Origin of the sequence: uncultured Phascolarctobacterium sp., from assembly GCF_905212365.1 — a bacterium.
In the GTDB taxonomy this organism is placed as follows: domain Bacteria; phylum Bacillota; class Negativicutes; order Acidaminococcales; family Acidaminococcaceae; genus Phascolarctobacterium_A.
In genome coordinates this window covers 1-25,612 of the sequence record NZ_CAJMEH010000026.1, presented here as the reverse complement: position 1 = coordinate 25,612, position 25,612 = coordinate 1, and the positions used below count along the sequence as shown (strand labels likewise).

27 protein-coding genes are annotated in these 25,612 nt (G+C 49.2%); 16 read left to right on the top strand and 11 right to left on the bottom strand.

What is annotated here, in order from left to right:
• Both QZ105_RS05750 and QZ105_RS05745 read right to left on the bottom strand, forming a co-directional pair.
• Positions 1–681: tRNA threonylcarbamoyladenosine dehydratase (locus QZ105_RS05750; RefSeq protein WP_293728899.1), on the bottom strand; the 681-nt coding region annotated here is incomplete at its 3' end.
• A gap of 21 nt (positions 682–702) precedes the next feature.
• Positions 703–1,590: an HlyD family efflux transporter periplasmic adaptor subunit gene (locus QZ105_RS05745; protein ID WP_293728898.1), complete on the bottom strand. Its 888-nt coding sequence runs from the start codon at positions 1,588–1,590 to the stop codon at positions 703–705.
• 336 nt (positions 1,591–1,926) lie between these two features.
• On the opposite strand from QZ105_RS05745, the gene QZ105_RS05740 reads away from it, so the two are divergent.
• The 8 genes from QZ105_RS05740 (at position 1,927) to QZ105_RS05705 (ending at position 8,412) form a co-directional block, all read left to right on the top strand.
• A complete protein-coding gene (locus QZ105_RS05740; RefSeq protein WP_293728897.1) occupies positions 1,927–2,826 on the top strand; it encodes a radical SAM protein in 900 nt (299 codons plus the stop codon).
• 23 nt (positions 2,827–2,849) lie between these two features.
• A complete protein-coding gene (locus tag QZ105_RS05735; RefSeq protein WP_293728896.1) occupies positions 2,850–3,149 on the top strand; it encodes a peptidoglycan-binding domain-containing protein in 300 nt (99 codons plus the stop codon).
• A gap of 75 nt (positions 3,150–3,224) precedes the next feature.
• On the top strand, positions 3,225–3,563 hold the full coding sequence (locus QZ105_RS05730; protein ID WP_293728895.1) for an NlpC/P60 family protein: 339 nt from the start codon (positions 3,225–3,227) through the stop codon (positions 3,561–3,563).
• 43 nt (positions 3,564–3,606) lie between these two features.
• On the top strand, positions 3,607–5,487 hold the full coding sequence (locus tag QZ105_RS05725) for a sigma 54-interacting transcriptional regulator (RefSeq protein ID WP_293728894.1): 1,881 nt from the start codon (positions 3,607–3,609) through the stop codon (positions 5,485–5,487).
• Between the two features lie 242 nt (positions 5,488–5,729).
• Positions 5,730–7,043: a M23 family metallopeptidase gene (locus QZ105_RS05720; protein WP_293728893.1), complete on the top strand. Its 1,314-nt coding sequence runs from the start codon at positions 5,730–5,732 to the stop codon at positions 7,041–7,043.
• Positions 7,044–7,376: 333 nt separating this feature from the next.
• Positions 7,377–7,688, top strand: a complete 312-nt coding sequence (locus tag QZ105_RS05715) for a helix-turn-helix transcriptional regulator (protein ID WP_293728892.1) — start codon at positions 7,377–7,379, stop codon at positions 7,686–7,688.
• A gap of 138 nt (positions 7,689–7,826) precedes the next feature.
• Positions 7,827–8,108 (top strand): type II toxin-antitoxin system Phd/YefM family antitoxin, encoded by a 282-nt coding sequence (locus QZ105_RS05710; RefSeq protein WP_293728891.1) that lies wholly within the window; start codon positions 7,827–7,829, stop codon positions 8,106–8,108.
• Positions 8,095–8,412, top strand: coding sequence for a type II toxin-antitoxin system RelE/ParE family toxin (locus QZ105_RS05705; protein WP_293728890.1), 318 nt, complete (start codon positions 8,095–8,097; stop codon positions 8,410–8,412). Before QZ105_RS05710 ends, QZ105_RS05705 begins: the two co-directional genes overlap by 14 nt.
• A gap of 73 nt (positions 8,413–8,485) precedes the next feature.
• Here the strand turns inward: QZ105_RS05705 and QZ105_RS05700 are convergent, their stop codons facing one another.
• From QZ105_RS05700 to QZ105_RS05680, 5 genes are all read right to left on the bottom strand, one after another.
• Complete coding sequence (locus tag QZ105_RS05700) at positions 8,486–9,556, bottom strand: ABC transporter ATP-binding protein (RefSeq protein WP_293728889.1); 1,071 nt, start codon at positions 9,554–9,556, stop codon at positions 8,486–8,488.
• 5 nt (positions 9,557–9,561) lie between these two features.
• Complete coding sequence (locus tag QZ105_RS05695; RefSeq protein WP_293728888.1) at positions 9,562–11,259, bottom strand: iron ABC transporter permease; 1,698 nt, start codon at positions 11,257–11,259, stop codon at positions 9,562–9,564.
• Positions 11,259–12,350 (bottom strand): ABC transporter ATP-binding protein, encoded by a 1,092-nt coding sequence (locus QZ105_RS05690; protein ID WP_293728887.1) that lies wholly within the window; start codon positions 12,348–12,350, stop codon positions 11,259–11,261. The genes QZ105_RS05695 and QZ105_RS05690 overlap by 1 nt, the downstream gene beginning before the upstream one ends.
• Positions 12,351–12,499: 149 nt before the next feature.
• Positions 12,500–13,534, bottom strand: a complete 1,035-nt coding sequence (locus QZ105_RS05685; RefSeq protein WP_293728886.1) for an ABC transporter substrate-binding protein — start codon at positions 13,532–13,534, stop codon at positions 12,500–12,502.
• 247 nt (positions 13,535–13,781) lie between these two features.
• A complete protein-coding gene (locus QZ105_RS05680; RefSeq protein WP_293728885.1) occupies positions 13,782–14,006 on the bottom strand; it encodes a cold-shock protein in 225 nt (74 codons plus the stop codon).
• 242 nt (positions 14,007–14,248) lie between these two features.
• On the opposite strand from QZ105_RS05680, the gene trmB reads away from it, so the two are divergent.
• From trmB to QZ105_RS05650, 6 genes are all read left to right on the top strand, one after another.
• Positions 14,249–14,887 carry a tRNA (guanosine(46)-N7)-methyltransferase TrmB gene (gene trmB / locus QZ105_RS05675; protein WP_293728884.1) on the top strand — a complete coding sequence of 213 codons (639 nt, stop codon included), beginning with the start codon at positions 14,249–14,251 and terminating at the stop codon, positions 14,885–14,887.
• Between the two features lie 51 nt (positions 14,888–14,938).
• Positions 14,939–16,105 (top strand): putative peptidoglycan glycosyltransferase FtsW, encoded by a 1,167-nt coding sequence (locus QZ105_RS05670; protein WP_293728883.1) that lies wholly within the window; start codon positions 14,939–14,941, stop codon positions 16,103–16,105.
• Positions 16,102–18,132, top strand: a complete 2,031-nt coding sequence (locus QZ105_RS05665) for a penicillin-binding transpeptidase domain-containing protein (protein ID WP_293728882.1) — start codon at positions 16,102–16,104, stop codon at positions 18,130–18,132. The genes QZ105_RS05670 and QZ105_RS05665 overlap by 4 nt, the downstream gene beginning before the upstream one ends.
• A gap of 156 nt (positions 18,133–18,288) precedes the next feature.
• Entirely contained in the window at positions 18,289–19,959 is a 1,671-nt protein-coding gene (locus QZ105_RS05660) for a formate--tetrahydrofolate ligase (protein ID WP_293728881.1), read from the top strand.
• 25 nt (positions 19,960–19,984) lie between these two features.
• Complete coding sequence (locus QZ105_RS05655; RefSeq protein WP_293728880.1) at positions 19,985–20,815, top strand: tetrahydrofolate dehydrogenase/cyclohydrolase catalytic domain-containing protein; 831 nt, start codon at positions 19,985–19,987, stop codon at positions 20,813–20,815.
• Between the two features lie 9 nt (positions 20,816–20,824).
• Positions 20,825–21,247: a VanZ family protein gene (locus QZ105_RS05650; RefSeq protein ID WP_293728879.1), complete on the top strand. Its 423-nt coding sequence runs from the start codon at positions 20,825–20,827 to the stop codon at positions 21,245–21,247.
• 147 nt (positions 21,248–21,394) lie between these two features.
• Here the strand turns inward: QZ105_RS05650 and QZ105_RS05645 are convergent, their stop codons facing one another.
• Positions 21,395–22,654 (bottom strand): ATP-binding protein, encoded by a 1,260-nt coding sequence (locus QZ105_RS05645; protein ID WP_293728878.1) that lies wholly within the window; start codon positions 22,652–22,654, stop codon positions 21,395–21,397.
• A gap of 275 nt (positions 22,655–22,929) precedes the next feature.
• Here QZ105_RS05645 and QZ105_RS05640 point away from each other — a divergent pair, with 275 nt between their 5' ends.
• Positions 22,930–23,214, top strand: coding sequence for a hypothetical protein (locus QZ105_RS05640; RefSeq protein ID WP_293728877.1), 285 nt, complete (start codon positions 22,930–22,932; stop codon positions 23,212–23,214).
• Entirely contained in the window at positions 23,195–23,467 is a 273-nt protein-coding gene (locus tag QZ105_RS05635; protein ID WP_293728876.1) for a type II toxin-antitoxin system RelE/ParE family toxin, read from the top strand. Before QZ105_RS05640 ends, QZ105_RS05635 begins: the two co-directional genes overlap by 20 nt.
• Before the next feature lie 233 nt (positions 23,468–23,700).
• On the opposite strand, the gene QZ105_RS10555 is transcribed toward QZ105_RS05635, so the two are convergent.
• The 3 genes from QZ105_RS10555 to QZ105_RS05625 form a co-directional block, all read right to left on the bottom strand.
• A complete protein-coding gene (locus tag QZ105_RS10555; protein WP_366935998.1) occupies positions 23,701–23,784 on the bottom strand; it encodes a putative holin-like toxin in 84 nt (27 codons plus the stop codon).
• Between the two features lie 216 nt (positions 23,785–24,000).
• Positions 24,001–24,564, bottom strand: a complete 564-nt coding sequence (locus QZ105_RS05630; RefSeq protein WP_293728875.1) for a hypothetical protein — start codon at positions 24,562–24,564, stop codon at positions 24,001–24,003.
• 69 nt (positions 24,565–24,633) lie between these two features.
• A partial coding sequence (locus QZ105_RS05625; protein WP_293728874.1) for a hypothetical protein occupies positions 24,634–25,612 on the bottom strand: 979 nt, incomplete at its 5' end.

Genomic DNA, 25,612 nt, shown 5'->3' with positions numbered 1-25,612 from the left:
CAGACCGGCTGCCGAGGGCGTGAAGGCCGTGCTGCCGGGCAGGGTGCGCCGCTGTGGCGCTTCGGCGCCGCATTCGCCGTCCGGGTCGATAGGCTGCAGGGGCAGCTCGGTGGAATAAACAACCTTGAGCTTTTTTACTCCACGTTTTTTCATAGCTTGGCGCATGACGCGGGCCAGCGGGTCTACTGACGTTTTATAAATATCGGCTACCTGAAACAGAGCGGGATTCATTTTATTGCCTGCGCCCATGCTGCTGATAACGGGCACTCCGGCCGCTTTGGCCGCCATGACAATGGCTATTTTGGCGGCGACGGTGTCTACAGCGTCCACCACATAATCGTATTGGGAAAAATCAAACTGCTCCTGGTTTTCGGGCAGGAAAAAGCATTGACAGGGGTGGACCGCAATGTGAGGATTGATGCTGCGCAGGCGTTCGGCCATAGCCGTTACCTTGGGCTGGCCGATGGTGGCATGCGTAGCGATAATCTGACGGTTCAGATTGGTCAGCGCTACCGTATCGTTATCTACTAAGGTTAAGTGCCCAACGCCGCTGCGGGCCAGCGCTTCGACTGCGTAGCCGCCGACGCCGCCGACGCCGAAAACGGCTACATGGGCTGAGTGCAGCCTTTGCAGGGCTTGGCTGCCGATCAGCAGCTCTGTACGTGAAAATTGGTTAAGCATAATCTCTCCTTACTTTCTGCTTCAGTTGGCTAAATAAATATCTGCCGCTGTTCCGGCCGGCACATCAGCCGGTTTATTATCCGATATTACGGTTACGGTGCTGCCGTTAATTTCACTGATGCTGCCGCCAAAGGAGGCGTTGGCAGTTTTCAGAGTAACTCTTTGGCCGACGGTTAAATTTTTAGCTTCGGCGGCGCTGACGCTAAAGCTGATTTGACAGCTTTCAACAGCCGTTAGCTCTACAATAATTTCGCCTTGGCGAACAGCGTCGTTATTTGCGGCTTTGAGCTGAGTGACGACGCCCGTACAGGGGCTGATAGCTTCGTTGGCCTGCTGCTTTGCCGTGGCCTGAGCCTGCTGCTGTTTGAGCTGCTCCAGCAGCTTTTGCTGCGCGGCTATGGCTTGGGGCGAAGCAGGCTGGCTGATTACTGCTGCGCGGCTGGCAGCCTGAAAGCTGGCGCTGGCCTGCTGCAGCTCGGCTTGGGCGGCCTGCGCCTGCTGCCGCGATACGGCTCCCTGCGCCAGCAAATTATTCATTTTAGCGGCCTTTTGCTGTGCTTCGGCCAGATTAGCCTGCGCTGAGGCCAGATTGCCGGGCGGAGCAGCGTTGGCTGCGCTTTGCTGCAAACGGCTTAATTCGGCGGCTGCCTTGGCGGTTTGGGCCGTGAGTTCTTTTACTTGCGCGTCTAGCTGCGGGTCGCTGATGGCGAACAGGGGCTGGCCTTTGCTGATGCGTTCTCCCTTTTCGGTAATCAGGCCGATAATCTGGCCGGAGGCAGGAGTCTTGACCTCGTAGGAGGGTATGGACAGCGGGCCGCCGCCGATTTTTTTATGCTGCTGGCTGCCGCAGCCGCTTGCCAGAAGCGCGGCCAGCAGGAGCAGCGTTAGCAAAATTTTGTAATAGCGCATGGGGATTTATCTTCGCTTTCGTATAATATTTCTACATTATCCATTATATCCTAAAAAATTATCTTGTGTGTGAAATTTTGCTGTACGTCTAAAAGCGCTTCGTACATTTTACATTCTTGCGGTCTTTGCTGAAATCTTTGTATAAAAAGTAACAAAAAGTTTTCAGTTGGGCATTACAAATTGGCGAAAATCGGGTATAATATAATTAAAAGTGTACTATACTTAACATTATATACAGGCGCTGCGACGCTGTGCTTTTAATAGTCGCGGCGTCCTGTGCGATCTAATTACTGGCGCCGTATAGGTCGTGAAAAATTTTATTCAAGCGAGGTAAATATGTTTTTCGATTCTTATGATACACCAGTATTCAGACCTCCCAGCGAGGCAAGCAGTTTTATTTTGCGCGTTACTAGGGGCTGCGCCCACAATAAATGCACCTATTGCAATATGTACCGCGGCGTGCCCTTTCAGATATTAAAGGATGAGGAAATATCACGGCAGATAGCCTTGGCCGCCTATTATGGCAAGGACAAGGTGCGCCGCGTCTTTTTGGCGGACGGCGACGCTTTGGTGCTGCCTACGGCTAAGCTGCTGAAAATTTTGCAGGCGCTGCGGGAGCAGTTCCCTAAATTGCAGCGGGTGGCCAGCTATGCTGCGCCTAAGGATATTCTGCGCAAGAGCGAGGAGGAGCTGCGCCAGCTCAAGGAAGCGGGTCTGCAGCTTTTGTACTACGGCATGGAAACCGGCGACGACGTAACGCTGAAAGCCGTGAACAAGGGCGTCAATGCTGAGGAAGCCATAGAGGCGGGACGGCGCGTTACTGCCAGCGGCATGAAGCTGTCGCTGATGGTGATATTGGGGCTGGCAGGCGTGGAGGGCAGCGCCCGTCACGCTTTGGCAACGGCTAAAGCTATCAACATTATCCAGCCCACGCATTTAAGCGCTTTGTGCCTGATGCTGTACCGCGGCAGCGAGCTGCTGGAGCAGTTCGAGGCGGGACAGTTCAATCCCTTGTCTCCGGCAGGCTTGATGCAGGAGCTGCATCTGATGCTGGAGCATATCGAGCTGCCTGCGGATAAGCACTGCCTGTTCCGCAGTAACCACGTTTCCAATTACGTGCAGCTGGCAGGGACGCTGCCCAGGGATAAGCAACGTCTGCTGCGGCAGGTAGAGGTAAGCGTGGAGCATTTAAGCAAGCTGAAAAGCTGGGACGTTTATAATAATACGGAATATTAACTAAGCTGAAACAGGTGATGAGGATGGGCAAAAGGCTGACTGCCCTGCTGACGCTGCTGGCGCTGCTTTGCTGGCTGCCATTGTCGGCGGAGGCCAAAAAGAAAACTGCAAAGCAGGCCCCTGCCGCTAAGGCCAGCGCGCAGCAAAGCGATTGGCGCGTGAAGGTGGCGCAGCAAAAGCTGCAGGCTCTGGGGCTGTCTAAGGAAAAGCCTTCGGGCCGCATGACCGACGCTACCCAGGCGGCGCTGAAAAAATTTCAGCAGCAGCACAAGCTGAAGGCCAGCGGCGCTTTGGACGATAAAACCTATCGCAAGCTGACCTAGGAGGCCTTTGCCAAGGAAGGGATAACTAATGTCAAGGGCTCGGAGATAGTCAAGCAGGCCGCTAAATATAAGGGAGTGCCTTATAAATTCGGCGGCGTGACGGCCAAGGGTTTCGATTGTTCCGGCTATGTGCAGTATGTATTTAAAAATTGCCGCGCTACGCTGCCGCGGGCGGCGGACGAGCAGGTCTTGCAGGGCGTTTTTGTAACGCAGAAGCAGTTGCGGCCGGGAGATTTGGTGTTCTTCACAACCTACGCGGCGGGGGCGTCCCATGTGGGCATTTACGCCGGGAAGAACCAGTTCTGGAGCGCTACCTCGTCCAAGGGAGTTATGCTGTGCTCCTTGCAGGATAACTATTGGAAAACACGTTATTACGGGGCCCGCCGGGTTTTGGTAAGCAACGGCGAAGTATAAGGATAAAAATTGACTGCTGTAAGCAGATGGGGGAGGATTTTTTATGATTCGCGAAAGACGTAATAAGGAAAAGCTCGCTTCATACTATAAGAAGTTTATGGATGAGGGGATTGTCGATCCCAACGTGCATCCCTGGGTTGCAGAAAGCTGGCAGCGCTGCCGCGCTATGCGTTTGCCTCACGAGACGATGCCTAAGATCAACAAGCTGAGCCGCGAGGAAATTGCCGAGCATCAAAAGACACACGAGTTTATTGTGAAATATGTGGACGGCTTGTACGAGCAGAGCAAGCAGCATTTCAATATCCATAATCTGAGTATGCTGCTGATCGACGAAAACGGCTACGTTATTAAAAATTACGCTATGCCCTTCTTCCAGCGCATTATCGAAGATATTCAGGGAATGCGCGTTTTGGAGGAGGATGTGGGCACTTCCAGCATCAGCGTGGCCCGCGAGCATAATGTGCCTTTTCTGATGTTCGGGCCGGAAATGTGGATTAAGGACAGCCATTCCGGGGACGCCTGCAGCGCGCCCATTTGCGTCAACGGCAAAATACGCTACATCATTTCCTTCTTTTCGCTGGATCAGAACGACCTGCCCTACGATTTGCTTTTGAGCCTGCTGCTGACCATGAAATATTCCATCGAGCAGCATTTGGCGATGCTGGAATCCTGGACCATCAACCAGATTATGATGGAGCAGCTGCCGGTAACTGTGTATTGGCTGGGTAAGGATGGCAACGTTAAGTACTGCAATAAAAACGGCCAGAAGCGCTTGGACGGACATGAGCATCTGGAAGACGTTTTCCTGAATTACGAGCATATCCCCATAAAAAAGGCGCTGAAGGGCGTGGCTACCCAACGCCGTGAAATTACCTGGATTACGCAGGACAGAACTTACGAGGATATTACCACGGTTATGCCTATCAAGGTGGGCAGCGAGGTGGAAAGCGCGCTGGTGCTGTCTATGTCCATCGAGGATTTGAAAACCACTATCGCTCACGCTACGGGCTACAGCAGCCGCTACAGTTTGTACAGCATGGTGGGCGAGACCGCGGAATTTTTGGCCTTGCAGCATAAGGCCAGCCGTGTGGCCCGCACCGACCACAATATTTTATTGCAGGGCGAGCCGGGCACGGGCAAGCAGCGTCTGGCTCACGGCATTCATCAGGCCAGCCCCCGCGCCGCTGCGCCGCTGATTGCTGTGAAATGCCATAACGCGCCGCTGGACGAGCTGGAAGTGGAATTTTTCGGCAGCAGCGACGGCGACCAGCAGTCGGCAGGCAAGCTGGAGTTGGCTATGGGCGGTACGCTGTTCTTAGACGAGGTAGAAAAGCTGCCCCTGGAAATGGGCGATAAGCTGGCGGAGGCGCTGACCCACGGCCTGCCGCCGAAGAAAAAGGGGGAGAAGCCCCGCGTCTTTGACGTGCGTGTGATTGCCGCCTGCGATTCCAACCTCAAGCGTTTGGCCGATAAGGGCTTGTTCTCCCGCAGACTGTACGCGCTGGTGCTGGATACTACTATGCGTGTGCCGCCGCTGCGCGAACGCGGCAAGGACATTGAGGTTATCGCCGGTCATATTCTTGTGGAAATGTCGGCGCAGCATAATCTGCCGCAGAAGCGCCTGTCGCCGGAGGCGGTTTCCCTGCTGCTGAGCTGCAGCTGGCCCGGCAATATCAAGCAGCTGCAGGGCGTTATCGAGCAGGCCTTCTTCCATACTCCCGGCAGCATTATCGAAGCGGAAAACATTAAGTTGCCCGGCGATAAGACCATGGAGCGCTCCTGGAAGTACGATAAGGAAGCTTTTATCGCCGCCTGGAAGTCTGCCGGAGGCAATATCAGCAAGCTGGCTAATATGCTGGACGTCAGCCGCGTCACACTGTACCGCTATCTGAAAAAATACGGCTTAGGACCGAAAACAAAATAAAGCTTATAATAAACAGCCGCAGGGATTTTTGCCCTGCGGCTTTTGTCTGCTTCTCGGCGCTTTATAACGTCTGTAAAAAATATTAAAAAACAGGGGGATAACCGTTTTTGAAGCGTCTGGCAAATTTTTTTGACTAATATGCTGAAAAGTATTATAATATTAGCGTTGTTACGTATATTGAGTTTGCAGTGCGCCCTGGAGCGGACTTAAAATATAAGAATTATTATGTAAGGAGTGCCGAGATGCTGAAGCAGCTGGAAGAACAGATTAAATTGATTATTTGCGCGTTTATCGATAAGCTGAAACAGAGCGGGCAGATTGCCGCCGTAAAAACAGAATACTTGTGGCAGATTATTTTGGCTAAGCTGAATATTTTCCTGGCTTTAGGCAAAGAGCGGAGCTGTGCGCTGCGGCGTAAGGCACGGCTGTGCGCTGAGGAAGCGGGAACAGCTATGCGTGCTAAAGCGCAGGACGCGGCAGCTAAGGCTGAAAATTATGCTCAGGAAAAGGCAGTAATAGCCAAGGCCTATCTTGACGAGGCTGCGGCTGTGGCCAAGAGTTACGCGCAAAGAGCGGCGGGCGCTGTGCAGGGTTATGCTCTGGGCGTAGCGGAGCGCGTTCAAGATAAATACAGAATGTGGAAAAGAATGTGGCGCTGCAACCAGCACTTTACCTTTTGGCTGATTCCGGCAGACGGCCAGCATATCGCTAAAACTCACGTTAAAAAAAGCCATTTGAAATATGCTGTGACCGGCATAGCCGCTTTTTTGGTAACAATTTCCGTTACTATCGGCGTGTTGGCGCATTTTGCTATTCAAAACGAAGCGCAGAAGCAGGAGCTGGCAGAATATAAGGCTACTAAGCAGGCTCAGGAAAAGACTATTCAGGAGCTGCAGAAGATGGCGGAAAATAATCAAAAGCAGCTGGCATATTTGTCCAAGCTGGAGAATAAAGTGCGCCAGGAAATGGAAAAGAACGGCGCGCAGCTACCGCCTAAGAGCGACATTTCCGCTTATGCCGGCAAGGGCGGCCCTACGCTGGGCGATAGCAGCCCTATGGGATATATGCTGGAGCAGGAAAAGAATATTCATAACGAAGCTAACGCCAAAAAGGCAGATTTAGAAAACCTGATTAACGCTTTGGAAAATGAAAATTATCGCCGGGAGATGACTCCCAGCGTATGGCCTACCAGTGGCGGGTATATTTCCTCGGCTTTCGGCGGTCGCGCTAATCCCTTTGACGGTTATAGCAGGGATTGGCATCCCGGTATCGATATTGCTATCGATTACGGCGCGCCGGTTTACGCCAGCGCCGCCGGTTATGTGCAGCAGGCAGGCTGGTACGGCGGTTATGGCCGTTATGTGCGCTTGAGCCATGATTTTGGTTATGTGACTGCCTATGGGCATATGAGCAGCATCGAGGTCAGCGCGGGGCAGTATGTCAAGAAGGGCGAAATTATCGGCTATGTGGGCAGCAGCGGCTACAGCACAGGCCCGCACCTGCATTTTGAGGTAATTCGCTACGGCGAGCAAATTAATCCGTCACGGTTGATGTGATTTTATAATTTTAGAAGGAGCAGATAAGCTGTCAGAGCTTTATCCACAGGGGTAGAGTTTCGACAGCTTTTTGTTCAGGCGCGTTAGCAAAGTTTACGGACTTAGCGTTTTGTTATTGGCGCGCTTGGTACCCGAAAGTGAAACAGGGGCAAGCTAGAGAAAGTAAAAATTTTTGCGTAGTAAAAGCTTGCCGGGGGGGGGACAGGTGTGCTATAATATTTTTGAGATTAAAATAAAGCATAGGTCTATCAAGAGATGTTTATGCAAAAGCTAAGCATATATGCAGCTGTAGCGATAAATGTGCTCTACCGGTATACGAAAGGAAGTTTTATAATGTCGGAAAGAACAAGATTGATTGGCAACAGAATCAGGAGACTGCGTGTACAGCGCTGCCTGTCGCAGATGGAAGCTGCGAAGAATCTGGGGATTAGCCAGGCACATTTAAGTAATATTGAAAGCGGCAGGAATAATATCACTTTGGAAAATTTACTCAAGCTGCACGATGTACTGCAAGTACCGATGGCGGAATTTTTTGTGGATATTGACGCGCAGGATAAGCAAAACAGCGCTAAAGAGGGCGTTGATTTGAAATCCTTCAGCGTGGAAGATTTCTTACAGGCATTAATGAGCTTGAAGCAGAAATAAAACGATGAAAGAAACTTTTAACATGCCGTCAGCTGTTTTAGCTAATTTTGTGAACGCTTATTATTTGCACGGGAACTGCTTATATAGTATAATTAATATAGAAAAAAGTTAAAATTATGCTATAGAGGAGGGCCCTTGATGATTATTAAAGCATCTGCCACTATCAGGCAGAATTATAATGAAATATCCGATTTATGTAAAAAAACTAAGGAGCCTATTTATCTTACGAAAAATGGCGAAGGCGATTTAGTTGTGATGGATATTCAGGCATATTGTCAGCGAGAAAAAATGCTGCGCTTGCGGGAAGAGCTTTTAAGCGTAGAAGAAGAGCGTTTAAGCGGTAAAGCCGGATATTCTGTCGATGAACTGGAACAATACTTAGCTTCTGTAGTTGAGGGCGTTGGGCATGACAGAAAATAATCGATATGAAATTATTGTTTCTGAAAAAGCCATGCAGGGTTTAGGCAGAATAATCAGCTATATTGCCTTTAAAAGCGTCAGCGCTGCCGGTAGGGTAAAAGTAGAAATTATTAAAGGTATACAAAGTTTGGATGTTTTTCCTGAACGATATCCGTTTTTATCAGGAGATTTTATTCCTTATAATAAATACCGTAAGCTGGTTATTATGCAGAGGTATTTGATTATTTATCAAATACAGGAACGGAAAGTATTTGTAGACTTTGTTGTGGACTGTCGGCAGGATTATCAGTGGCTGCTTCATTGATATGAAAACTATAATACAGAATAAATTAAAGCCCCGAACTTGGTGTTCGGGGCTTTGGTCTGCTTAAGAAGCTTTATTCGTTGACCTTGTACCAGAAGGGACGCAGGAAGTGCAGGTAGCAGACTTCGTCCACCTCGGGGCCGGGATCGCGGCGGCCGATTTGCACACGGACCTCTTGGTCGCCTATCTTGATGAGATAGTCGACGATTTCGCCCAGGAAGGCCTTGCGCATTACCAGACCGCGTACGCCGTTGGGGTCGCTTTCGTTGGTAAAGCGGATTTCCGTGGGACGGCTGGCAAGGTTAAAGGTCGCTTCGCCCTTCATGCGGTCGGGCACGATAAGGCCGGAGGGCAGCGCATGAGCAGAGCCCTGAATAAAGGCTTTGCCGTCCTGCCAGTGTACGTCGGTAAAGCTGGATACGCCGATAAAGCTGAAAACAAATTTATTAGTCGGGTTGTTGTAGACGTTCAGCGGCGTATCGATTTGCTGCATTACGCCCAGCTTCATAACCAAAATACGGTCGGACAGAGCCATAGCCTCGGATTGGTCATGGGTTACGTAAATAATGGAGAAGCCGTATTTGCGCTGCAAATCCTTGATTTCAAAGCGCATTTCCTCGCGCAGATGCGGGTCAAGGGAGGACAGGGGCTCGTCCAGCAGCATTACGTCCGGATTGATAGCCAGCGCACGGGCCAGAGCCACGCGCTGCTTGCCGCCGCCGGAAAGGTCTGCGGGGCTGTCGTTAGCCGCTTTCAGCAGATTGGTCGCGGTCAGCGCGTCCTTAGTGCGCTGCTCAATTTCTGCGTTGGGCAGCTTACGCAGGCGCAAAGGGAAGGCTACATTTTCATAAACGCTCATATGCGGCCATACGGCGAAGGCCTGGAATACCATGCCGAAGTTGCGGTTTTCAGGCGGCGTATAGTGACGTTTTTTAGGGGAGGAAAGCAGGCGGTCGCCTACCCATACCTCGCCGTCGGATAAATCCTCAAAGCCTGCTACCATGCGCAGCGTAGTGGTTTTGCCGCAGCCGGAGGGGCCCAGCATGGAAAAGCATTCACCCTTACCGATTTCGATATTCAGGTTATCGACAGCGGTAACGTCACCGAATTTTTTCGTAACATTGATTAAACGGATATATGACATGACGATTACTCACTCGCTTTCTTGGTAAGATGATTGATGAGAATTTGACCCAAAACAATGAGGATCAAGGCAATACCTGCAAGTGCGGTGGACATTACTGTCTCGCCGTCTTCGTTCAGGGTGTAGATGGCTACGCCGATAGTTCTGGTAGTAGGAGCGTACAGCATGATGGATACGGTCAGCTCGCGCAGAGCCGGCAGGAAGATCAGGAAGAAGGCGCTGATCATGCCGGGACGTACCAACGGAATAACGATATCCTTCAGGGACTGCCACATGCTGGCGCCGCAGGAACGGGAGGCTTCCATCAGGGAGTCGTGTACCTGCTCCAAAGCAGCGGAGTTAGCCTTTAAGGAGAAGGCCATGTAGCGGGCAATGTAGGATACCAGAATAATCCAAACGGTGTTGTACAAATTGATGCCGAATTGACCGCTCCAGGCCAGAATTACGCCCAGCGCGATAACGGAACCCGGTACGGAGAACGGCAGCATGCCTAAAAATTCCAGGATGCCTTTGCCGCGTACCTTCATCTTGACGATTACGTAGGAAATCATAACGCCGGCGAACATGGTGATGAAAGCGGCTGCCAGACCCAAGGTAACGCTGTTGAAGATAGCGTCGCGGGTAACGTCGTATTCAAAGAGAATGTATTTGTAGTTGTCCAAAGACAGGTTTTCCCAGGTCAAGGGCAGACCGTAGGTTTCTACGCCGCCGACCATAAAGATGATGACCGTAGGCAGCAGAATGGTAAAGCCGATGTACGCCAGGCAGAAGAACAGCAGCGGGTAACGCAGGCCGCGCAGCTTGAGCTCCATGGGACGGAAGCTTTTGCCGCCGATGATCTGATAATGACCCTTGCTGAGAATTTTTTGCTGTGCCCAGATGATGGCGGCAGCGGATACGATAAGTACGGTTGCCAGTACGGTACCGGTACGGATGGATTCAAAGCTGCCTGCGCTCTGGTGAATCTTTTCGTAAATCAGCGTCGGGATATTATAAATACCCTGCTCGATACCCAATACGGCTACAGTGCCGAAATGGGCCATGGAGTACAGCATAATCAGCAGCGCGCCGGACATAATGGACGGCATAACCAAAGGAATGGTAATCTTGCGGGTGATAGTGAACAGGCCAGCGCCGGAAATACGTGCAGATTCTTCCAAGGTGGGGTCCATACGCTCCAAAGCGCCGCATACCTGAATGAATACGAAGGGGAACAGGTACATGACCTCTACGCAGCTGATGCCGTGATAGGTATAAATATCAAAAAGCGGTTCGGCGGTGTTGAAGGTAGCCATAAACCATTTATTGATATAACCTGAATGTGGCGACAGCAGCATTTTCCAGGCTAATGCTCCGATGAAGGACGGCAGCATAAAGGGCACCAGGAAAAGGCTCTTCATAAAGGTTTTATAAGGCAGGTCGGTACGCGTTACCAGCCAGGCAAAGAAGGTGCCGACAATGGTACTGCCGATGGTGGTCATGCTGGCGATAATCAAGGAGTTGATCAGCGCCTGGAAGGTTTCGGGTTCGGTCAGAACATTGTAGAAGTCCAGACTGTTGAATTTGCCGTCGATGAAGAAGGCGTTGAATAAAATCAAGAGTACGGGCCAGGCTACGAAGATGACCAGTACGGCGATGGAAATGAACAGAATCAGCTGGGCAATACCAAAGCCGCTGTCCTTTTTGATGGTATTTTTAGCCATTATTCTTCCACCTCCTTGAGCTGTTCGGCGTCGAACCAATGCAGTGCCTTAAAGGTAATGTAGCATTCGTCGCCTTCTTTAAACATTAAATTATTGTTGATAGCGGTATGTGTTTCCAGCTCTGTGCGCAGAGTTTCGCCGTCAATTTCAATCATGTAGTCCATGGTCGCACCCAGGAAGTTAGCGCGGCGGATGATACCCTTCAAGCCGGGGCCTTCGCGGTGAATATCCACGTCGGAGGGGCGGAAGCCTGCTACCCAGCTGGCAGCGCTGCCCTGCGGTTTCTCCCAGGGGATGGGCTGATTACCGCTGCCTACGAGATAATCGCCGCCCTTTTGGGTAACGTGCAGGAAGTTGGCGATGCCCATAAATTTAAAGACGAAGAGGTCGACAGGCTGCTCAAAAATTTCGTAGGGCGTACCAATCTGACGGATATTGCCTTTGGTATCCATAATCGCCATGCGGTCGGAAATTGCCAAAGCTACCTCCTGGTCATGGGTTACGAACATAACGGTGATGCCGAAGCGTTTTTGCAGCGCTTTGATTTCAAAACGCATTTCCTCGCGCAGGTTGGCGTCCAGGTTAGACAGGGGCTCGTCCAGCAGCATTACGGACGGGTCGGCTACAAGAGCGCGGGCCAGGGCTACACGCTGCTGCTGACCGCCGCTCAGCTCGGAGGGAAGACGTTTATCCAAACCCTTCATGCCAACGATATCGATCATTTTCATAACCAGCTCGTTGATTTCGGCTTTAGGACGCTTTTCCATTTTTAAAGGATAAGCGATATTTTCAAAAACAGTCATGTGGGGCCATACGGCATAATCCTGAAAAACAATGCCCAGGCCGCGGCGTTCAGGCGGAATATATTCGCCGGTAGCGTTGTCGCTGACAACGGTGTCGTCGATAGAAATTTTGCCCTCGTCAGGAACTTCGTGGCCTGCGATCATACGGATGAGTACGGTTTTGCCGCAGCCGGAAGGCCCCAGCAGGGTAAAGCACTCGCCCCGTTTGACTTCGAGGTTCAGATTGTTGTGTACCTGGTGTGCGGCGTAGCTTTTGCATACGCCTTCAACCGTAATAATATTTTCCATAAATAAAATAACCTCCCGAAAATTTTGCGCAATGCAGAAGTTTACGGTGCTAATGATAAACTACAAAACGGCAGAACGGGAAAGCCCGTTCTGCCATTGAGTTAAAGCTTAATGAGTAATTTCTGTTAAAGCAATAATACAATAACAGATTATTTTTTAACTTGCATCAGCTCGGTGAATTCTTTAACAATCTTTTCCTTGCTGTCAATAATCTCATGATAATTTACTTTGATGCCCTTTTCCAAAGCAACTTTAGGAGAAGGCAGCTGGAATTTAGGATCGATTTTTACGTCTTCACGAACGGGGATGGTGCCTTGGTTAGCAACCAGCTGTTGAGCTTCCTGACCCAGCAGGTAGTCAACAAATTTTTGCGCTGCTTCCATCTTAGTGGAATCTTTGAAAATAGCAACCGGAGAAGGAACTACCAGCAGTTCGGGCGGATAGCACATTTGGATATGCGCGCCTTTAGCGATCTTAGCGTTGGTAATGTAGTCTACTGCCAAAGATGCAGCCAATTCGCCGGAAGCGGTATCGTCGATAACTTGGCCGGAGCCTTTGCCTACGCGAGCGCCGTTAGCTTTCAAGTCCTTAAAGAAGTCAGGACCGAATTGCTTTTGCAGCAGAGCGATGGACATGTAAGCGGTACCGGAAAGAGCGGGGTTAGCAACTGCGAAGCCGTTCTTGTATTCAGGTTTTTTCAGGTCGGCCCATTGGGTCGGAGCAGTTTTGATTTTGTCGGTGTTAACGATGATGCCTAGGGTGCCCAAGCGAGCAGCGTGGAAGGAGCCGTCATAATCGTCGAAGGGGTTCACGATTTCTTTGAAAACGGGGCTCTTGTAGGTAGCCAGAATGCCTTCCTGCTTCATTTTGTAGAAGTCGGGAACCTCGCTGGTCCAGATAACGTCAGCCAGAATCTTGCCGCTTTGACGTTCTGCGGCGATTTTAGCCATCAGCTTGCCTGCGCCTGCGGATTGATAGTCAACGTCGATGTTGGGGTTCTTCTTTTTGAAGCCTTCAACGATACCTTTAATGAGGGATTCCTTCATAGAGGTATAGATGATAAGCTTTTGGCTGCCTGCAGGAGCAGCCGCTTTCTTTTCGCCGCCACCGCCGCCGCAGCCAGCCATCAGCATGGTTACGAGTACTACGAGCAGCATTGCCCAGATACTTGTCTTTTTTAACATGAATAAAACCTCCTTGAGTGTACCGGCTGTAGGTGGTGCCGGCTGTCTTGCTGTGCCGCAAACAGGGTAGATTTAGCTATCAGCTTGCCTGCGGTTTTCTCTTACTTAAATTTAACATAAATTTTACAAACTTGCAAGACGATACGACTATTTTGTGTAGTTTTTTTAATTAAAGCTGCGAAAAGCAGTGTACTCTGCTTTCCGCAGCTGTCTTATAATTTAAAATATTAAGGCGCTTGGGGCATATTTATGCCCGGATAAAGCTCAACGGCGTTACGTTAATTGCCATAGGACCGTTTTTGCCGCGGACTATTTGATAGCAAACGTGCTGACCGTCGTGTAATGCGCGATATCCGGTAATATTTTGAATGGCGGAAAAATGCACGAACACATCCTTGCCTTTGCCGCCGTGCTCGATGAAGCCGAAGCCTCGGTTGGGGTCAAACCATTTTACTTTGCCTACGATAACCATAAAAATTCACTCCTGTATGTAATTTTTTACTAGGACTTGCAGCTGCGTTAAGTCGCTGAGATGATTATACAGCAAAGTAGTTAAAATTGCAAGAAAAATTCTGAAAATTTAAATAATTATATTCAGGCGGACTGCTGTGAAAGTTTTCGTGCGCTGGGCGAGGTTTCATTGTATAATATATGAAGGCAGCGGCGAAAGTGCGGAAGCAGCCGCTGCTATTAACTTAATGTGAGGTAGACTGAATGCGTTTAAGAAAGAAACCCTGGATTGAAGAAGCAATGAAGGATGTGCAGGACGAGTACGTTTTTATGCACGATATCGATAAGTTTAAAGGCCATTGGCAGGAAATTTTTCCCGGCAAGCGTTTGTGCTTGGAAATTGGCTGTGGTAAGGGCCGCTTTACTATTGGGATGGCGCAGCTCTATCCTGACAAGGCCTTTATAGGCATTGAAACGCAGCATGATATCGCTTATTATCCGGCTAAGGCGGCTAAGGATAATAAGCTGGATAACGTGCGCATTATCTGCGCCAACGCCGAAAATTTACTGGACTGGTTTGAGCCCGGCGAGATTAAGGAGCTGTATCTTAATTTCAGCGACCCGTGGCCGAAGGCGCGCCACGCTAAACGCCGCCTGACGCATCGCAGCTTTTTGGCAAAGTATCAGCAGCTTTTGGGCAAGGGCGGACATTTGCGCTTTAAAACGGATAACTGCGGGCTGTTTGACTTTTCCGTAGAGGAGTTTAAGGAATTTGGCTTGGAAATCGTGGCGTTAAGCTACGACCTGCATCATTCGGAATACGATAATCCGGTGCAGACGGAATATGAGCAGAAGTTCAGCGCGTTGGGAACGCCCATCAATTTCTGCGAGGTAGTTTTTTAGTTTGTAGGGTTCGTTATGAAAGCAAGCTTTTTAAGATTTTGGAAAAATCCCGTGCAGCTTATTTATATGGTGATGGCAATTTTATTAGTCGTCGGCGGTATCAATGTTTTCAGCGCCAGCTATGTTATGGCGCAGGATATGTTTGGCAGCGGCTGGTACTATTTATTGCGTTACTTTATTTTTGCCGGCTTGGGGTTGCTGGCTATGAATATTGTCCGGCGGGTGGGCTATAAGATCTGGCTGCATAAATACCTGCTGTGGGGAGCGTTCCTGATAGTTTTTGTGATGCTGCTGGTGGTCGATTTGCTGGACGTATCGACTAAGGGCGCGTCTCGCTGGTTGTATTTGGGGCCGTTTTCCGTGCAGCCCTCGGAATTCGCCAAGCTGGTAGTTATTATGCTGGCTGCCAAATATCTGGGCAGAATGATGCGGCGGGGCGAGCGGGTCAGCTTGTTTGCCGCCGGCGACCATCGTTTGGTAATTGCGGCTGCTGTTACTTACGCGGCTTTAGTTTATAAGCAGCCTGATTTGGGTACGGCAGCCATTATCTGCGGCTTGGCGTTCGGCGTGTATATGATTGCCGGAATACCGGGCTGGCAGGTGCTGCTGGTGCTGGGCGGCGGTTCTTTGGGAGCGGTGATAGCGACGTTGACTTCTCCTTACCGCCTGGAGCGCGTTAAGGTGTGGTTCGACCCCTGGCTGGACCAGGCGGGAGCAGGCTATCAGATGGTGCAGTCGCTTTTGGCAATCGGCAGCGGCAATTTGGTGGGAACGCACTGGGGGCACGGCGCTGGTAAGTTCTTTTATCTGCCGGAGGCTCATACGGATTTTGCTTTCGCAATTTTTTGTCAGGAAAACGGCTTTTTTGGCGCCATGCTTTTAATGCTGCTGTTCGGGCTTTTAGGTTATGCCTTCTGTACGATTACCTGCAGTACGCGGGATAAGCAGGGCTTTTTGCTGGCCGGAGGCGTTACCTTTTTGATTGTGGGTCAGGCTGTGGCCAATATGGCGATGGTTTGCGGTATTTTGCCCGTTATCGGCGTGCCGCTGATTTTCATCAGCTACGGCGGCAGCTCCATGATGCTGTCCATGGCGGCCATTGGCCTGCTGCTTTCCGTTTATGACGAGGAGGTTAGGCGGGCAGAAATGGACGTTTTGCCGCCGGAGGAACGGCGCGACGGCTTGCGCGTGGTGCGGAATGAGAGGTGGCGGACGTGAGCAGGTTTACCTTATATGACGGGCGTAAGCGCTTTAGTATTGTGTGTTTGCTGCTGACGGTCGTTTTTGCCGGTGTAGCGCTGCGTTTGGCCTGGCTGCAAATTGTGCGTGCCGGAGATTTAAGCCAGATGTCCCAATCCCAGCTGACTGCCGATTTGGTGCAAAAGCATCCCCGCGGACGTATTGTGGATAGGGACGGCGAGGAGCTGGCGGTCAGTATTATGACGGGTTCGTTGTATGTGGACCCTGAGAGAATGGTGGATAGCCCTGAAAGCGCCAAGCAGAAGCCGCAGCGGGACGTGCGGCGCATCAGCGCCGATTTGCTGGCGCCGGTGCTGCATATGGACGCTGACGGTTTGTATAAAACCTTTACCGGCGGCGGCCGCTTCGTATGGCTGAAGCGCACTATGGAGCCCAAAGAAGTGGAGCAGGTGCGTAAGCTGATTAAGGATAATAAGCTGCCGGGGCTGCACTTTTTGGAGGAAAGCAAGCGCTATTATACCAAGAAGCGAACGGCAGCGCAGATTTTGGGCTTTATCGGTACGGATGATGTGGGCCTGAGCGGCATCGAATACCAGCTGAACGACGTTTTGAAGGGAAAGGATACTAAGTATTCCTTGATGGTGGACGCGGCGGGGCAGCAAATTTTGGGCAGCTTGCTGAATGACGATGCGCAGGCTGTGAAAAAACCCAAGGAGCAGCTGCCGACGGTGTACCTGACATTGGACAGCAAGATGCAGTACGTGCTGGAGGACGCCATGGACGACGCTATCAGCCGGACTAAGGCCAAGGGAGCCGCAGCTATCATTATGGACCCGTATACTGGCGAAATATTGGGCATGGCCAGCAGGCCGACCTTTGACCCGAATAATTTTGGTAAATACAATCCCGATACCTGGAGCAATAAGGCTATTTCCATGATTTACGAGCCGGGCTCGGTCTTCAAGCCCATAGTCGGCTGCATGGGCCTGACGGAAGGCATTATTACGCCGGATACTATTTTTCAGGACGACGGCAGTATCCGCATTGCCGATCGCGTAATTCACAACTGGGACGGCGAAGGCTTGGGGCCGGTGCCGTTTGCCACTATTATAAAATTTTCCATCAATACCGGTATGGTGCAGCTGGGTATGCAGCTGGGGGCTGACCGCTTGATAAGTTATGCGAAAAAATTTGGCTTCGGTTCGCCTACGGGCATCGATTTGCCGGGCGAGGAATACGGTATTTTGTACGACCCGAAAATGATGTACGAGCCGGACGTGGCGACGATGGCTATCGGTCAGGGCGTAGCCGTAACGCCGATACAGGTGCTGCGGGCTATTTGCGCTATTGCCAACGGCGGCGAGCTGCTGCAGCCCTATATTGTAAAAAAGGTCGTCGCTCCCGACGGAACCGTGATCAGCGAAGGTCAGAAGCACGTGGTGCGTAACGTTATTACGCCGCAGGTAGCCAGGCAGATGCGCGATATGATGGAAAAGGTGGTCAGCGAGGGCGGCGGCAAACCGGCGGCTATTAAGGGTTATTGCATTGCCGGTAAAACCGGTACGGCTGAAAAACTGGCAGAGGGCGGCGGCTATGCTGCTGGCAAGTACATTGCTTCCTTTGTGGGCTTTGTGCCGGCAGATAAGCCTATGTACGCTATGTTGGTTATGCTGGATACGCCGCAGGGCGCTTTTTACGGCTCTCAGGTCAGCGCGCCTATTTTCCGCGATACTTTGCAGCAGATTTTGGTTGCCAAGGGTATTCAGCCCGCCAGCAGCGAGGGCTTGCCGTCTTTTGAAGAAATGAACGCCGTAGGCGCTAAGGGAGCTGCTAAAAAGCGTCCCGCGCCGCAACTGCAGCTTTTACCCGGCGGCAAAATTAAGCTGCCGGATTTTAACGGTATCGATATGCGTTTGGCGGCCGAACTTTTGCAGCAGGGACGTTTGCGCATGAAGCCCTATGGCAGCGGGCACGCATACCAGCAGCGGCCTGGGCCCGGTACGGAGGTAGATGAGGGCGCTACCGTAGAGATTTGGTTCAGGTAGGCGATTTAGCTGTTGCTGTACTATAAAGATAGCGCCGCTATGAATAAAAATATTTTCTCCCTGCTGCGCCTTTTCTAGCAGGAAAATGCGCTTTGTGGGGAGAAATTTATAAGGTAACCCGTTTTCCCAGACCATTTGCTTTGGAGGAGGTAAATTATGTTATCCGATATTGAAATTGCTCAACAAGCGAAAATGCAAAAAATCACTGATGTGGCTGCCAAGCTGGGCATCAGCGAGGAGGATATTGAATTATACGGCCGTTATAAGGCTAAGCTTTCCATGGATCTTATCCGCCGCGTAGAGGAGAAGCCTGCCGGTAAGCTGGTTTTAGTTACCGCTATTACGCCGACGCCTGCGGGCGAGGGCAAATCCACTACTACCGTAGGCTTGGCCCAGGGGCTGCACAAGATTGGCAAAAAGGTTATCGTTGCGCTGCGCGAGCCTTCTCTGGGTCCTTGCATGGGCGTTAAGGGCGGCGCTGCCGGCGGCGGCTATTCCCAGGTAGTGCCTATGGAGGATATTAACCTGCACTTTACCGGTGATTTTCATGCCATTACCTCCGCGCATATGCTGCTGGCCGCTATGCTGGACAACCACATTCAACAGGGCAACGCGCTGAATATCGACCCGCGCCGCATTGTGTGGAAGCGCGTTGTGGATATGAACGACCGCGAGCTGCGCAATATTGTTGTGGGCTTGGGCGGCAAGCCTCACGGCGTGCCGCGTCAGGATGGCTTTGATATTACCGTAGCCTCCGAGGTTATGGCTATTTTGTGCCTGGCCAGCAGCCTGCACGATTTGAAAGAGCGCTTGAGCAAAATTATCGTGGCCTACGATTACAGCGGCAAACCTGTTACTGCAGGACAGATTAAGGCTCACGGCGCTATGGCGGCGCTGCTCAAGGACGCTGTTAAGCCAAATCTGGTACAAACGCTGGAGAACGTTCCGGCTATTATTCACGGCGGCCCCTTCGCTAATATCGCTCACGGCTGCAACAGCGTTATGGCTACCAAAACCTGCATGAAGCTGGCTGATTACACGATTACGGAAGCAGGCTTCGGCGCTGATTTAGGAGCGGAAAAATTCTTTGATATTAAATGCCGTTACGCCGGGCTCAAGCCGGACGCCGCAGTAATCGTGGCTACGGTGCGCGCCTTGAAGATGCACGGCGGCGTGCCCAAAACCGAGCTCAAGACTCCTAATGTAGAGGCTGTAAAGAAGGGCCTGTGCAACTTGGAAAAGCATATCGAAAACGTCAAGAAATTTGGCGTGCCCGCCGTTGTCGCTATCAATATTTTTGCCCAGGATACGCCGGAGGAGCTGGAAGCAGTACGCGAGCATTGCGCTAAGCACGGCGTTAATGTAGCGCTGTCCGACGTTTTCGCTCGCGGCGGCGAAGGCGGCGTAGAACTGGCCCGTGAGGTTATTGCTCTTGCTGAAAGCGGTCAGGCGGACTTCAAGCCCATTTACGAACTGGAGCTTCCCTTGAAGGCTAAAATCGAAACTATCGCCAAGGAAATTTATGGCGCTGACGGCGTTAATTATACTAAAGAAGCGAATAAGGCTTTGCAGGAATTTGAAAGCATGGGCTATGGCAAGTTGCCCGTTTGCATGGCTAAGACCCAGTATTCCTTCTCCGATGACCCGTCGCTTTTGGGGCGTCCCAGCGGCTTTACCATTACCATTAAAAACTGCCGTATTGCCGCAGGCGCAGGCTTTATCGTAGTTTTGACCGGCGATATTATGACCATGCCCGGTCTGCCTAAGGTTCCTGCCGCTGAAAAGATCGATGTCAGTGACGAGGGCGTTATCAGCGGACTGTTTTAAGATATAATTTTGAGGTGAAACACGCATGGAAACTATTATTATGAGGGGCAGGCCTGTGGCGGACGCTTACAGGCTGGACGTTGCCGCAAAGATCGCCGCCGCCAGGCAGCGCGGCCTGCTGGTGACCATTGCCATTATTGTAGTGGGAGATGCTCCTGCGTCCCACGTTTATAAGGACAGGCTGGTAAAGCTTATTGAAAGTCTGGGCGGCGCGGCTAAGGTTATCCGCTTGCCGCAGGATTCTACAGAAGAATATGTGATCGGCGTGATTAAAAAGCTGAACCGCAATCGTTATGTGACGGGAATTTTGCCCATGATGCCCATGCCCAAGCATATTAACAGCGATAATGTGGGTGCGACCGTGTCGCCTAATAAAGATGTGGACTGCCTGAACCCGCAGAACGTAGGCAATGTTTTTATGGGGCGCAGTCCTTGGGCGGCCTGTACTCCGCGCGCCTGCATGGCGACGCTGGAACATTACGGTATCGAGCTGGAAGGTAAAAGCGTTGTCGTAATTGGCCGCAGCAATGTAGTGGGCAAGCCTGTGGCTATGCTGATGCTGAAAAAGAACGCTACCGTTACTATTTGCCATTCGCGCACGCGCAATTTGCCGGAACTGCTGCAGCAGGCGGACGTTATCGTAGCCGCCGTAGGCAAGCCTTGCTTTATAAAGCCGGAGATGGTTAAGGAGGGCGTGGTCATTGTGGATGTGGGCATTAACGCTGTGGACGGTAAGCTGGTGGGCGACGTAGACCCTGCCGTGGCCGCTAAGGCCGCCGCCTTTACGCCCGTACCCGGAGGAATTGGCGTAGTCAGCAATATGATGGTTATGGATTGCCTGACCCGCAATGTTTAAAGGTATATTATGAAATATTTTTGGTTATTGCTGGCCGTGATTATGGCCTGCCTGATTTTCTTTAATTCGTCCCTGCCAATGACGGATTCCGGAAGGATGAGCGGCTGGATAGCGCATTTTGTCCTGTATTTAGGCAAAATTTTACACGTCAATTTGCATGGCAATGTGGAGCATACGATTCGCAAGCTGGCGCATTTCTGTGAGTTTGCCGTGCTGGCATGGATTTGGTGCCGCACTTTTGTCTGCTTCCATGTAAGCAATCGCACATCTAATGGCTATATACTGCTTTTTTGCCTGCTGACAGCTGTGATTGACGAATATATTCAGCTGTCAAGCATGGGACGCAGCAGTCAGGTCAGCGACGTACTGCTGGATTTCAGCGGCTCCTTCTGCATGTGGCTGGGCTACAGGATTTGGCAGTGGAGCAAATAAGCATAAGAATGAAAAGCGAAGCCCTCAAGGAAAATCCTTGAGGGCTTTCGTCTGGCTGGATATTAATTATTGCGTGGGTCAGGGGTATATTTTTCTGGAAGAAATTTCGGGAAATTTTACCAAAAATTTCTTCTGGAAAGCTTTGTGTTAGAGCTCTAATGACGCCGGATTCAATAAAAAGTCATATATATTCATGAATAAAATGCCTTCTTCGCTATAAGTTGGCTTAGGAGTATTGGAGGTAATAACTATCTTTTTAAATGAATCGTTGATTTTAAAAAAAGGTCTTATTTCTTGCGCCAGTTTCTCTTGCGTGCTCAGCATGTAAGCTGACTGAAGATAATATTTTTTGTAGCCTTTATTACAAATAAAATCAATCTCTAATTGCTTTTTTATCGGCTTACCGTTTTTATCTTTTTCCAAAATATTGATGTTTCCGACATCGACATTAAAGCCGCGCATTCTAAGCTCGTTATATATTACATTTTCCATGGAATGAGTTATTTCAATTTGCCGGAAATTAATTCTCGCGTTTCTCAGCCCCATATCCGTAAAATAATATTTCATCGGAGTACCTATGTAGGCTTTGCCCTTAATATCATAGCGTTCTGCTTCTTCGATTAAGAAAGCGTCTTTCAGATACTCGATATATTTTGTAATAGTCGTAGCCGTTATCGCGGATTTATTTACGCTTTTGAAGGTATTTTGGAGTTTATGCGGATTAGTCAAAGCGCCGATTGCTGACGATAAAATATCCAGCAAAGTTTCCATTTCTCCGATGTTTCTGATTTTGTTTCTCGTTACGATATCACGAAGATAGGTTTCTTTGAATAAATTATCCAAAAGCATAATTTTTTGCTCTTCCGTGTCTGCCAAAACTACGAGAGGTATACCGCCGTAAGTAATATATTCATTCCAGCCGTCATAATGATTTCCCTTGTAGGCGCTCATGAATTCGGAAAAGCTTAAAGGATACATGTGAACTTCGTCGCTGCGGCCGCCAAATTCTGTAGCGATATCTTTTGAAAGAAATTTGGCGTTGCTGCCTGTTACATATACGTCGCAGTTCTTTTTATCGGCAAGACCATTAAGAACGCTTACAAATTCTTCGAGTAATTGAACTTCATCTAAAAGGAAATAATATTTGCCTTCGTCTTTTATTTGCGCTTTGGCCCAGGGATAGAATTTTTTGGGATCTCTGTAGTCGATATTGTCGAATAAATCAAAGGCCATTTCTATAATATGGCTTTCTTTAACGCCGCTTGTAAGCAGATGGTTTTTAAATAAAGTACGCAGCAAAAAAGATTTACCGCATCTTCTGATACCCGTTATTATTTTGATTAATCCGTTGCCTTGGCGGCTTATTAATTGTTCTAGATAGTAATCTCTTTTTATTTCATTACTCATAATGAAGCTCCTGAAAGATATTTTGGTATATTTTACCAATAATTTCTTTTAGTATACAGCAAAACAGACAGAGCTGCAAGTTTCTGGAAGAAATTTCGGATAGTTTTACCAAAAATTTCTTCTAGAATAGTATATTTATTTTGTGTATTGCGAGAGTTTGTTTTGTGTTTAAGCGAAAATGACAATGTGCTGAATGAGCAATTGACAAGCTGAATTTTACAGTATATACTATACATGTAATACATACCGTATATACTATAGAAAGGATTGATATTATGGCTGCTATTGCATTACGTAAAAGTATTACTATTCCTGAGGCAGAAAATCGTATTATTATGGATTATTCTAAAAAAGTTGGCAAGAGCTTTTCCGAAGTATTACGAATTGCGGCTATAGAATATATTCGCAAAGAGGAAGAGAAGGGGCTGAAAGCTTTTTTAGATGCGCATTGTGATTATGTAGATGAAGAGGAACAGAAAGAACTGGAAAAATTGATAGCTGATACTGATATTACTGATGAGGGCAAGGAGATAGATATAAATGAATTGCTACGCGGTTAAATATAAATCTCCTGCTGAAAAATTTATCAGAAAAAATAAAGCTTTAGGTATACGTTTTTTGAAGGCTTTTGACGATTTATCCAAGGATTATATAGCAAGTTTTAGTAATTATGATATAAAAAAGATGAAAAGTACATTGGATAATTTGTATCGTTTGCGTATCGGTAAATACAGAGCAATTTTTCAGATTAAAAATAATGAGCTTATTATATTAGTGTTCGATATAGATAGCAGAGGCGATATTTATAAATAAGCTTCTGAAGAAAATATTATTTATGTGCAAAGCAAAAATTCCCGCCGCGCTTGCGTGCCTTGCGGGAGTTTTGATTTATGAGAACGGAAGAAAACTAAGAGCAAAAAGTTGACGAAATCAATTTTAAAGCTTATAATAAAAAAAGAGATAGCCGGTTGTGGAAGGCCGGCTTTCCCCTAATGAATTTTCTGTTCAGAAGGAAGCCGCCTAACCGCTAGGCGGTTTTTCTCATTTTATCGCAAGCGATGAAACGAGAGAATAAGTACCACCAGGGTTGCAAAAGCAATCATTAAAGATAAGGCTTCGTAAACCGTCATAGTATCTCACCCCCTACTCATGGGGAGTAGGAAAACCGACGCCGACTATCTCGTAAGCTGATTATAGCAGACGAACGAAATATGCGCAATAATTTTCTCGTTAGCGAATAAAATTTTATTTTAAATAATTTTCTACAGCAAAAACTCCCGCCGCGCTTACGCGCCTTGCGGGAGTTTTTGCTTTGGGATGTTTGTATGATGAAAAGATGAGCAAGCTTATTTAGCCTTAGCGATTTTTTTCAATTCACGGATAACGGTGTTGCGGAACTGATCGTGCAGAAAATCGCTGCGGACGGTAACGGCGTAATCATAATCGTCGTAATCGTTAATGCGGTCAACCTTTACCTGCTTGGAAATATTATTGACCAGCATAATGCTGCCCTTTTGCGTCAAGCGATACAAATCTTCTTTAGTGTAGGGAACTACCGGCTCTAAGGATAATTCGCTCATGACCATCATCACGGCCATATCCGCGTTGGTTTTTGCCATAACCTGACGCATCAGCACTTCATTAACGCCGTCCTTGGCGACGGTATTATAGTTAAGGCCGTCTAACACAATAGTCAAATCACTGTCGTCCACCATATCGAATTCCGGGAATTTGAATTGCGTCATGCAGACCTCGTTCCATACGCGGCGGGAAACTGCGGCGTTTTCTTCATCCTCGCTGGTCACGATGGGCAGCACGGCGATTTTAGCGGCTTCCGCTTTGCTGAAAGCGGGCAGGGAACAGCCTACGACAACTAAAGCCAGAAGCAAAAAATGCAAGAGCTTTTTCATAAAGCAGAACCTCCTATTTGTCAAAAAAGGGACGGCCGCAGCCGCCCCTTAAATCTTTGTCTAATTAAATTAGAAAGTGAAGATCAATTCAGACCAAATGGACTCGTCGTCTTTGGTACTGGTGAGTTTGCCTTCCAGGTCATGATATTCTACAGTAGCTACGATATTCTTTGCTAAAGCCCAGTTAGCACCGATCTTCCAGCCTTCCATGCCGCCGTTGCCACGCAGGGTGTTGCCAAAACTGGATTCCCAACCATTGGAAATATAGGTGGATGCAGCCATATCGTAGTAGGTTGCATACAAGCCCCAGCTGCCAGCCTTGGAAGCTTTAGCACCTTTGTAGTTGATGCCTGCATAATAGCCGTCGTCGCCATCGGATTTAGCGCCGTCATAATCACCTTTCAAATAAGCAGCGCGGATAGCCCAATCGTTATCGAATTTATATTTAGCGCCTACTGCCCAAATATTGTTATCGTCACCCAGCTTGGAGTCATCATCATAATCGATATAATCCAATTCCAGACCCAGTTTGCCAACATTACCAGTTAAAGCAACTGCATAATATTCTTCACCGATAGGAGTAGCAGTAGCAGTCTCAGAAGAAGCTAATTTACCGCCTTCAACGGACAATTTAATGTCTTTACCGTAAGCCAGTTTTACACGGTCGCCACGATGGCTAACGATTTCGCCATCCAGCAGACCTACATTGTTACGGCCAGCTTCAACCTTCAAGCCGCCCAAACGGCCGCTTACGAATGCGCGTTGGAAAGTGGTATTTTCATCGCCGCCGTCGGTCATGAAGTCTTGTTGGTTCTGAATCATGCCGGTGTAGGACCAGTTCTCGTTTACCTGGCCGGTAATCCAAATACGGGTACGCAGCTTGCTGTTGTCTTTGGAAGTGTTGTCGCTGTAATCTTCATAGTGAGCACGGATTTGGCCGGTAATCTTTACGTTGTCAGCTTTCTTTTCCAATTTAGCTACGCGAACGCCCAGAGTATCCAGCTCGTCAGCAAATTCAGCAGCCAGCTTGTCAACGTTAGCGCCTTTT

Coding starts and splice junctions, on each gene's coding strand:
- QZ105_RS05650 (WP_293728879.1), top strand. CDS start 20,825: ATGAAATATTTTTGGTTATTGCTGGCCGTGATTATGGCCTGCCTGATT.
- QZ105_RS05635 (WP_293728876.1), top strand. CDS start 23,195: ATGAATTGCTACGCGGTTAAATATAAATCTCCTGCTGAAAAATTTATC.
- QZ105_RS05715 (WP_293728892.1), top strand. CDS start 7,377: ATGTCGGAAAGAACAAGATTGATTGGCAACAGAATCAGGAGACTGCGT.
- QZ105_RS05680 (WP_293728885.1), bottom strand. CDS start 14,006: ATGGTTATCGTAGGCAAAGTAAAATGGTTTGACCCCAACCGAGGCTTC.
- QZ105_RS05700 (WP_293728889.1), bottom strand. CDS start 9,556: ATGTCATATATCCGTTTAATCAATGTTACGAAAAAATTCGGTGACGTT.
- QZ105_RS05660 (WP_293728881.1), top strand. CDS start 18,289: ATGTTATCCGATATTGAAATTGCTCAACAAGCGAAAATGCAAAAAATC.
- QZ105_RS05695 (WP_293728888.1), bottom strand. CDS start 11,259: ATGGCTAAAAATACCATCAAAAAGGACAGCGGCTTTGGTATTGCCCAG.
- QZ105_RS05735 (WP_293728896.1), top strand. CDS start 2,850: ATGGGCAAAAGGCTGACTGCCCTGCTGACGCTGCTGGCGCTGCTTTGC.
- QZ105_RS05710 (WP_293728891.1), top strand. CDS start 7,827: ATGATTATTAAAGCATCTGCCACTATCAGGCAGAATTATAATGAAATA.
- QZ105_RS05640 (WP_293728877.1), top strand. CDS start 22,930: ATGGCTGCTATTGCATTACGTAAAAGTATTACTATTCCTGAGGCAGAA.
- QZ105_RS05685 (WP_293728886.1), bottom strand. CDS start 13,534: ATGTTAAAAAAGACAAGTATCTGGGCAATGCTGCTCGTAGTACTCGTA.
- QZ105_RS05705 (WP_293728890.1), top strand. CDS start 8,095: ATGACAGAAAATAATCGATATGAAATTATTGTTTCTGAAAAAGCCATG.
- QZ105_RS05745 (WP_293728898.1), bottom strand. CDS start 1,590: ATGCGCTATTACAAAATTTTGCTAACGCTGCTCCTGCTGGCCGCGCTT.
- trmB (WP_293728884.1), top strand. CDS start 14,249: ATGCGTTTAAGAAAGAAACCCTGGATTGAAGAAGCAATGAAGGATGTG.
- QZ105_RS05720 (WP_293728893.1), top strand. CDS start 5,730: ATGCTGAAGCAGCTGGAAGAACAGATTAAATTGATTATTTGCGCGTTT.
- QZ105_RS05725 (WP_293728894.1), top strand. CDS start 3,607: ATGATTCGCGAAAGACGTAATAAGGAAAAGCTCGCTTCATACTATAAG.
- QZ105_RS05645 (WP_293728878.1), bottom strand. CDS start 22,654: ATGAGTAATGAAATAAAAAGAGATTACTATCTAGAACAATTAATAAGC.
- QZ105_RS05630 (WP_293728875.1), bottom strand. CDS start 24,564: ATGAAAAAGCTCTTGCATTTTTTGCTTCTGGCTTTAGTTGTCGTAGGC.
- QZ105_RS05740 (WP_293728897.1), top strand. CDS start 1,927: ATGTTTTTCGATTCTTATGATACACCAGTATTCAGACCTCCCAGCGAG.
- QZ105_RS05655 (WP_293728880.1), top strand. CDS start 19,985: ATGGAAACTATTATTATGAGGGGCAGGCCTGTGGCGGACGCTTACAGG.
- QZ105_RS10555 (WP_366935998.1), bottom strand. CDS start 23,784: ATGACGGTTTACGAAGCCTTATCTTTAATGATTGCTTTTGCAACCCTG.
- QZ105_RS05690 (WP_293728887.1), bottom strand. CDS start 12,350: ATGGAAAATATTATTACGGTTGAAGGCGTATGCAAAAGCTACGCCGCA.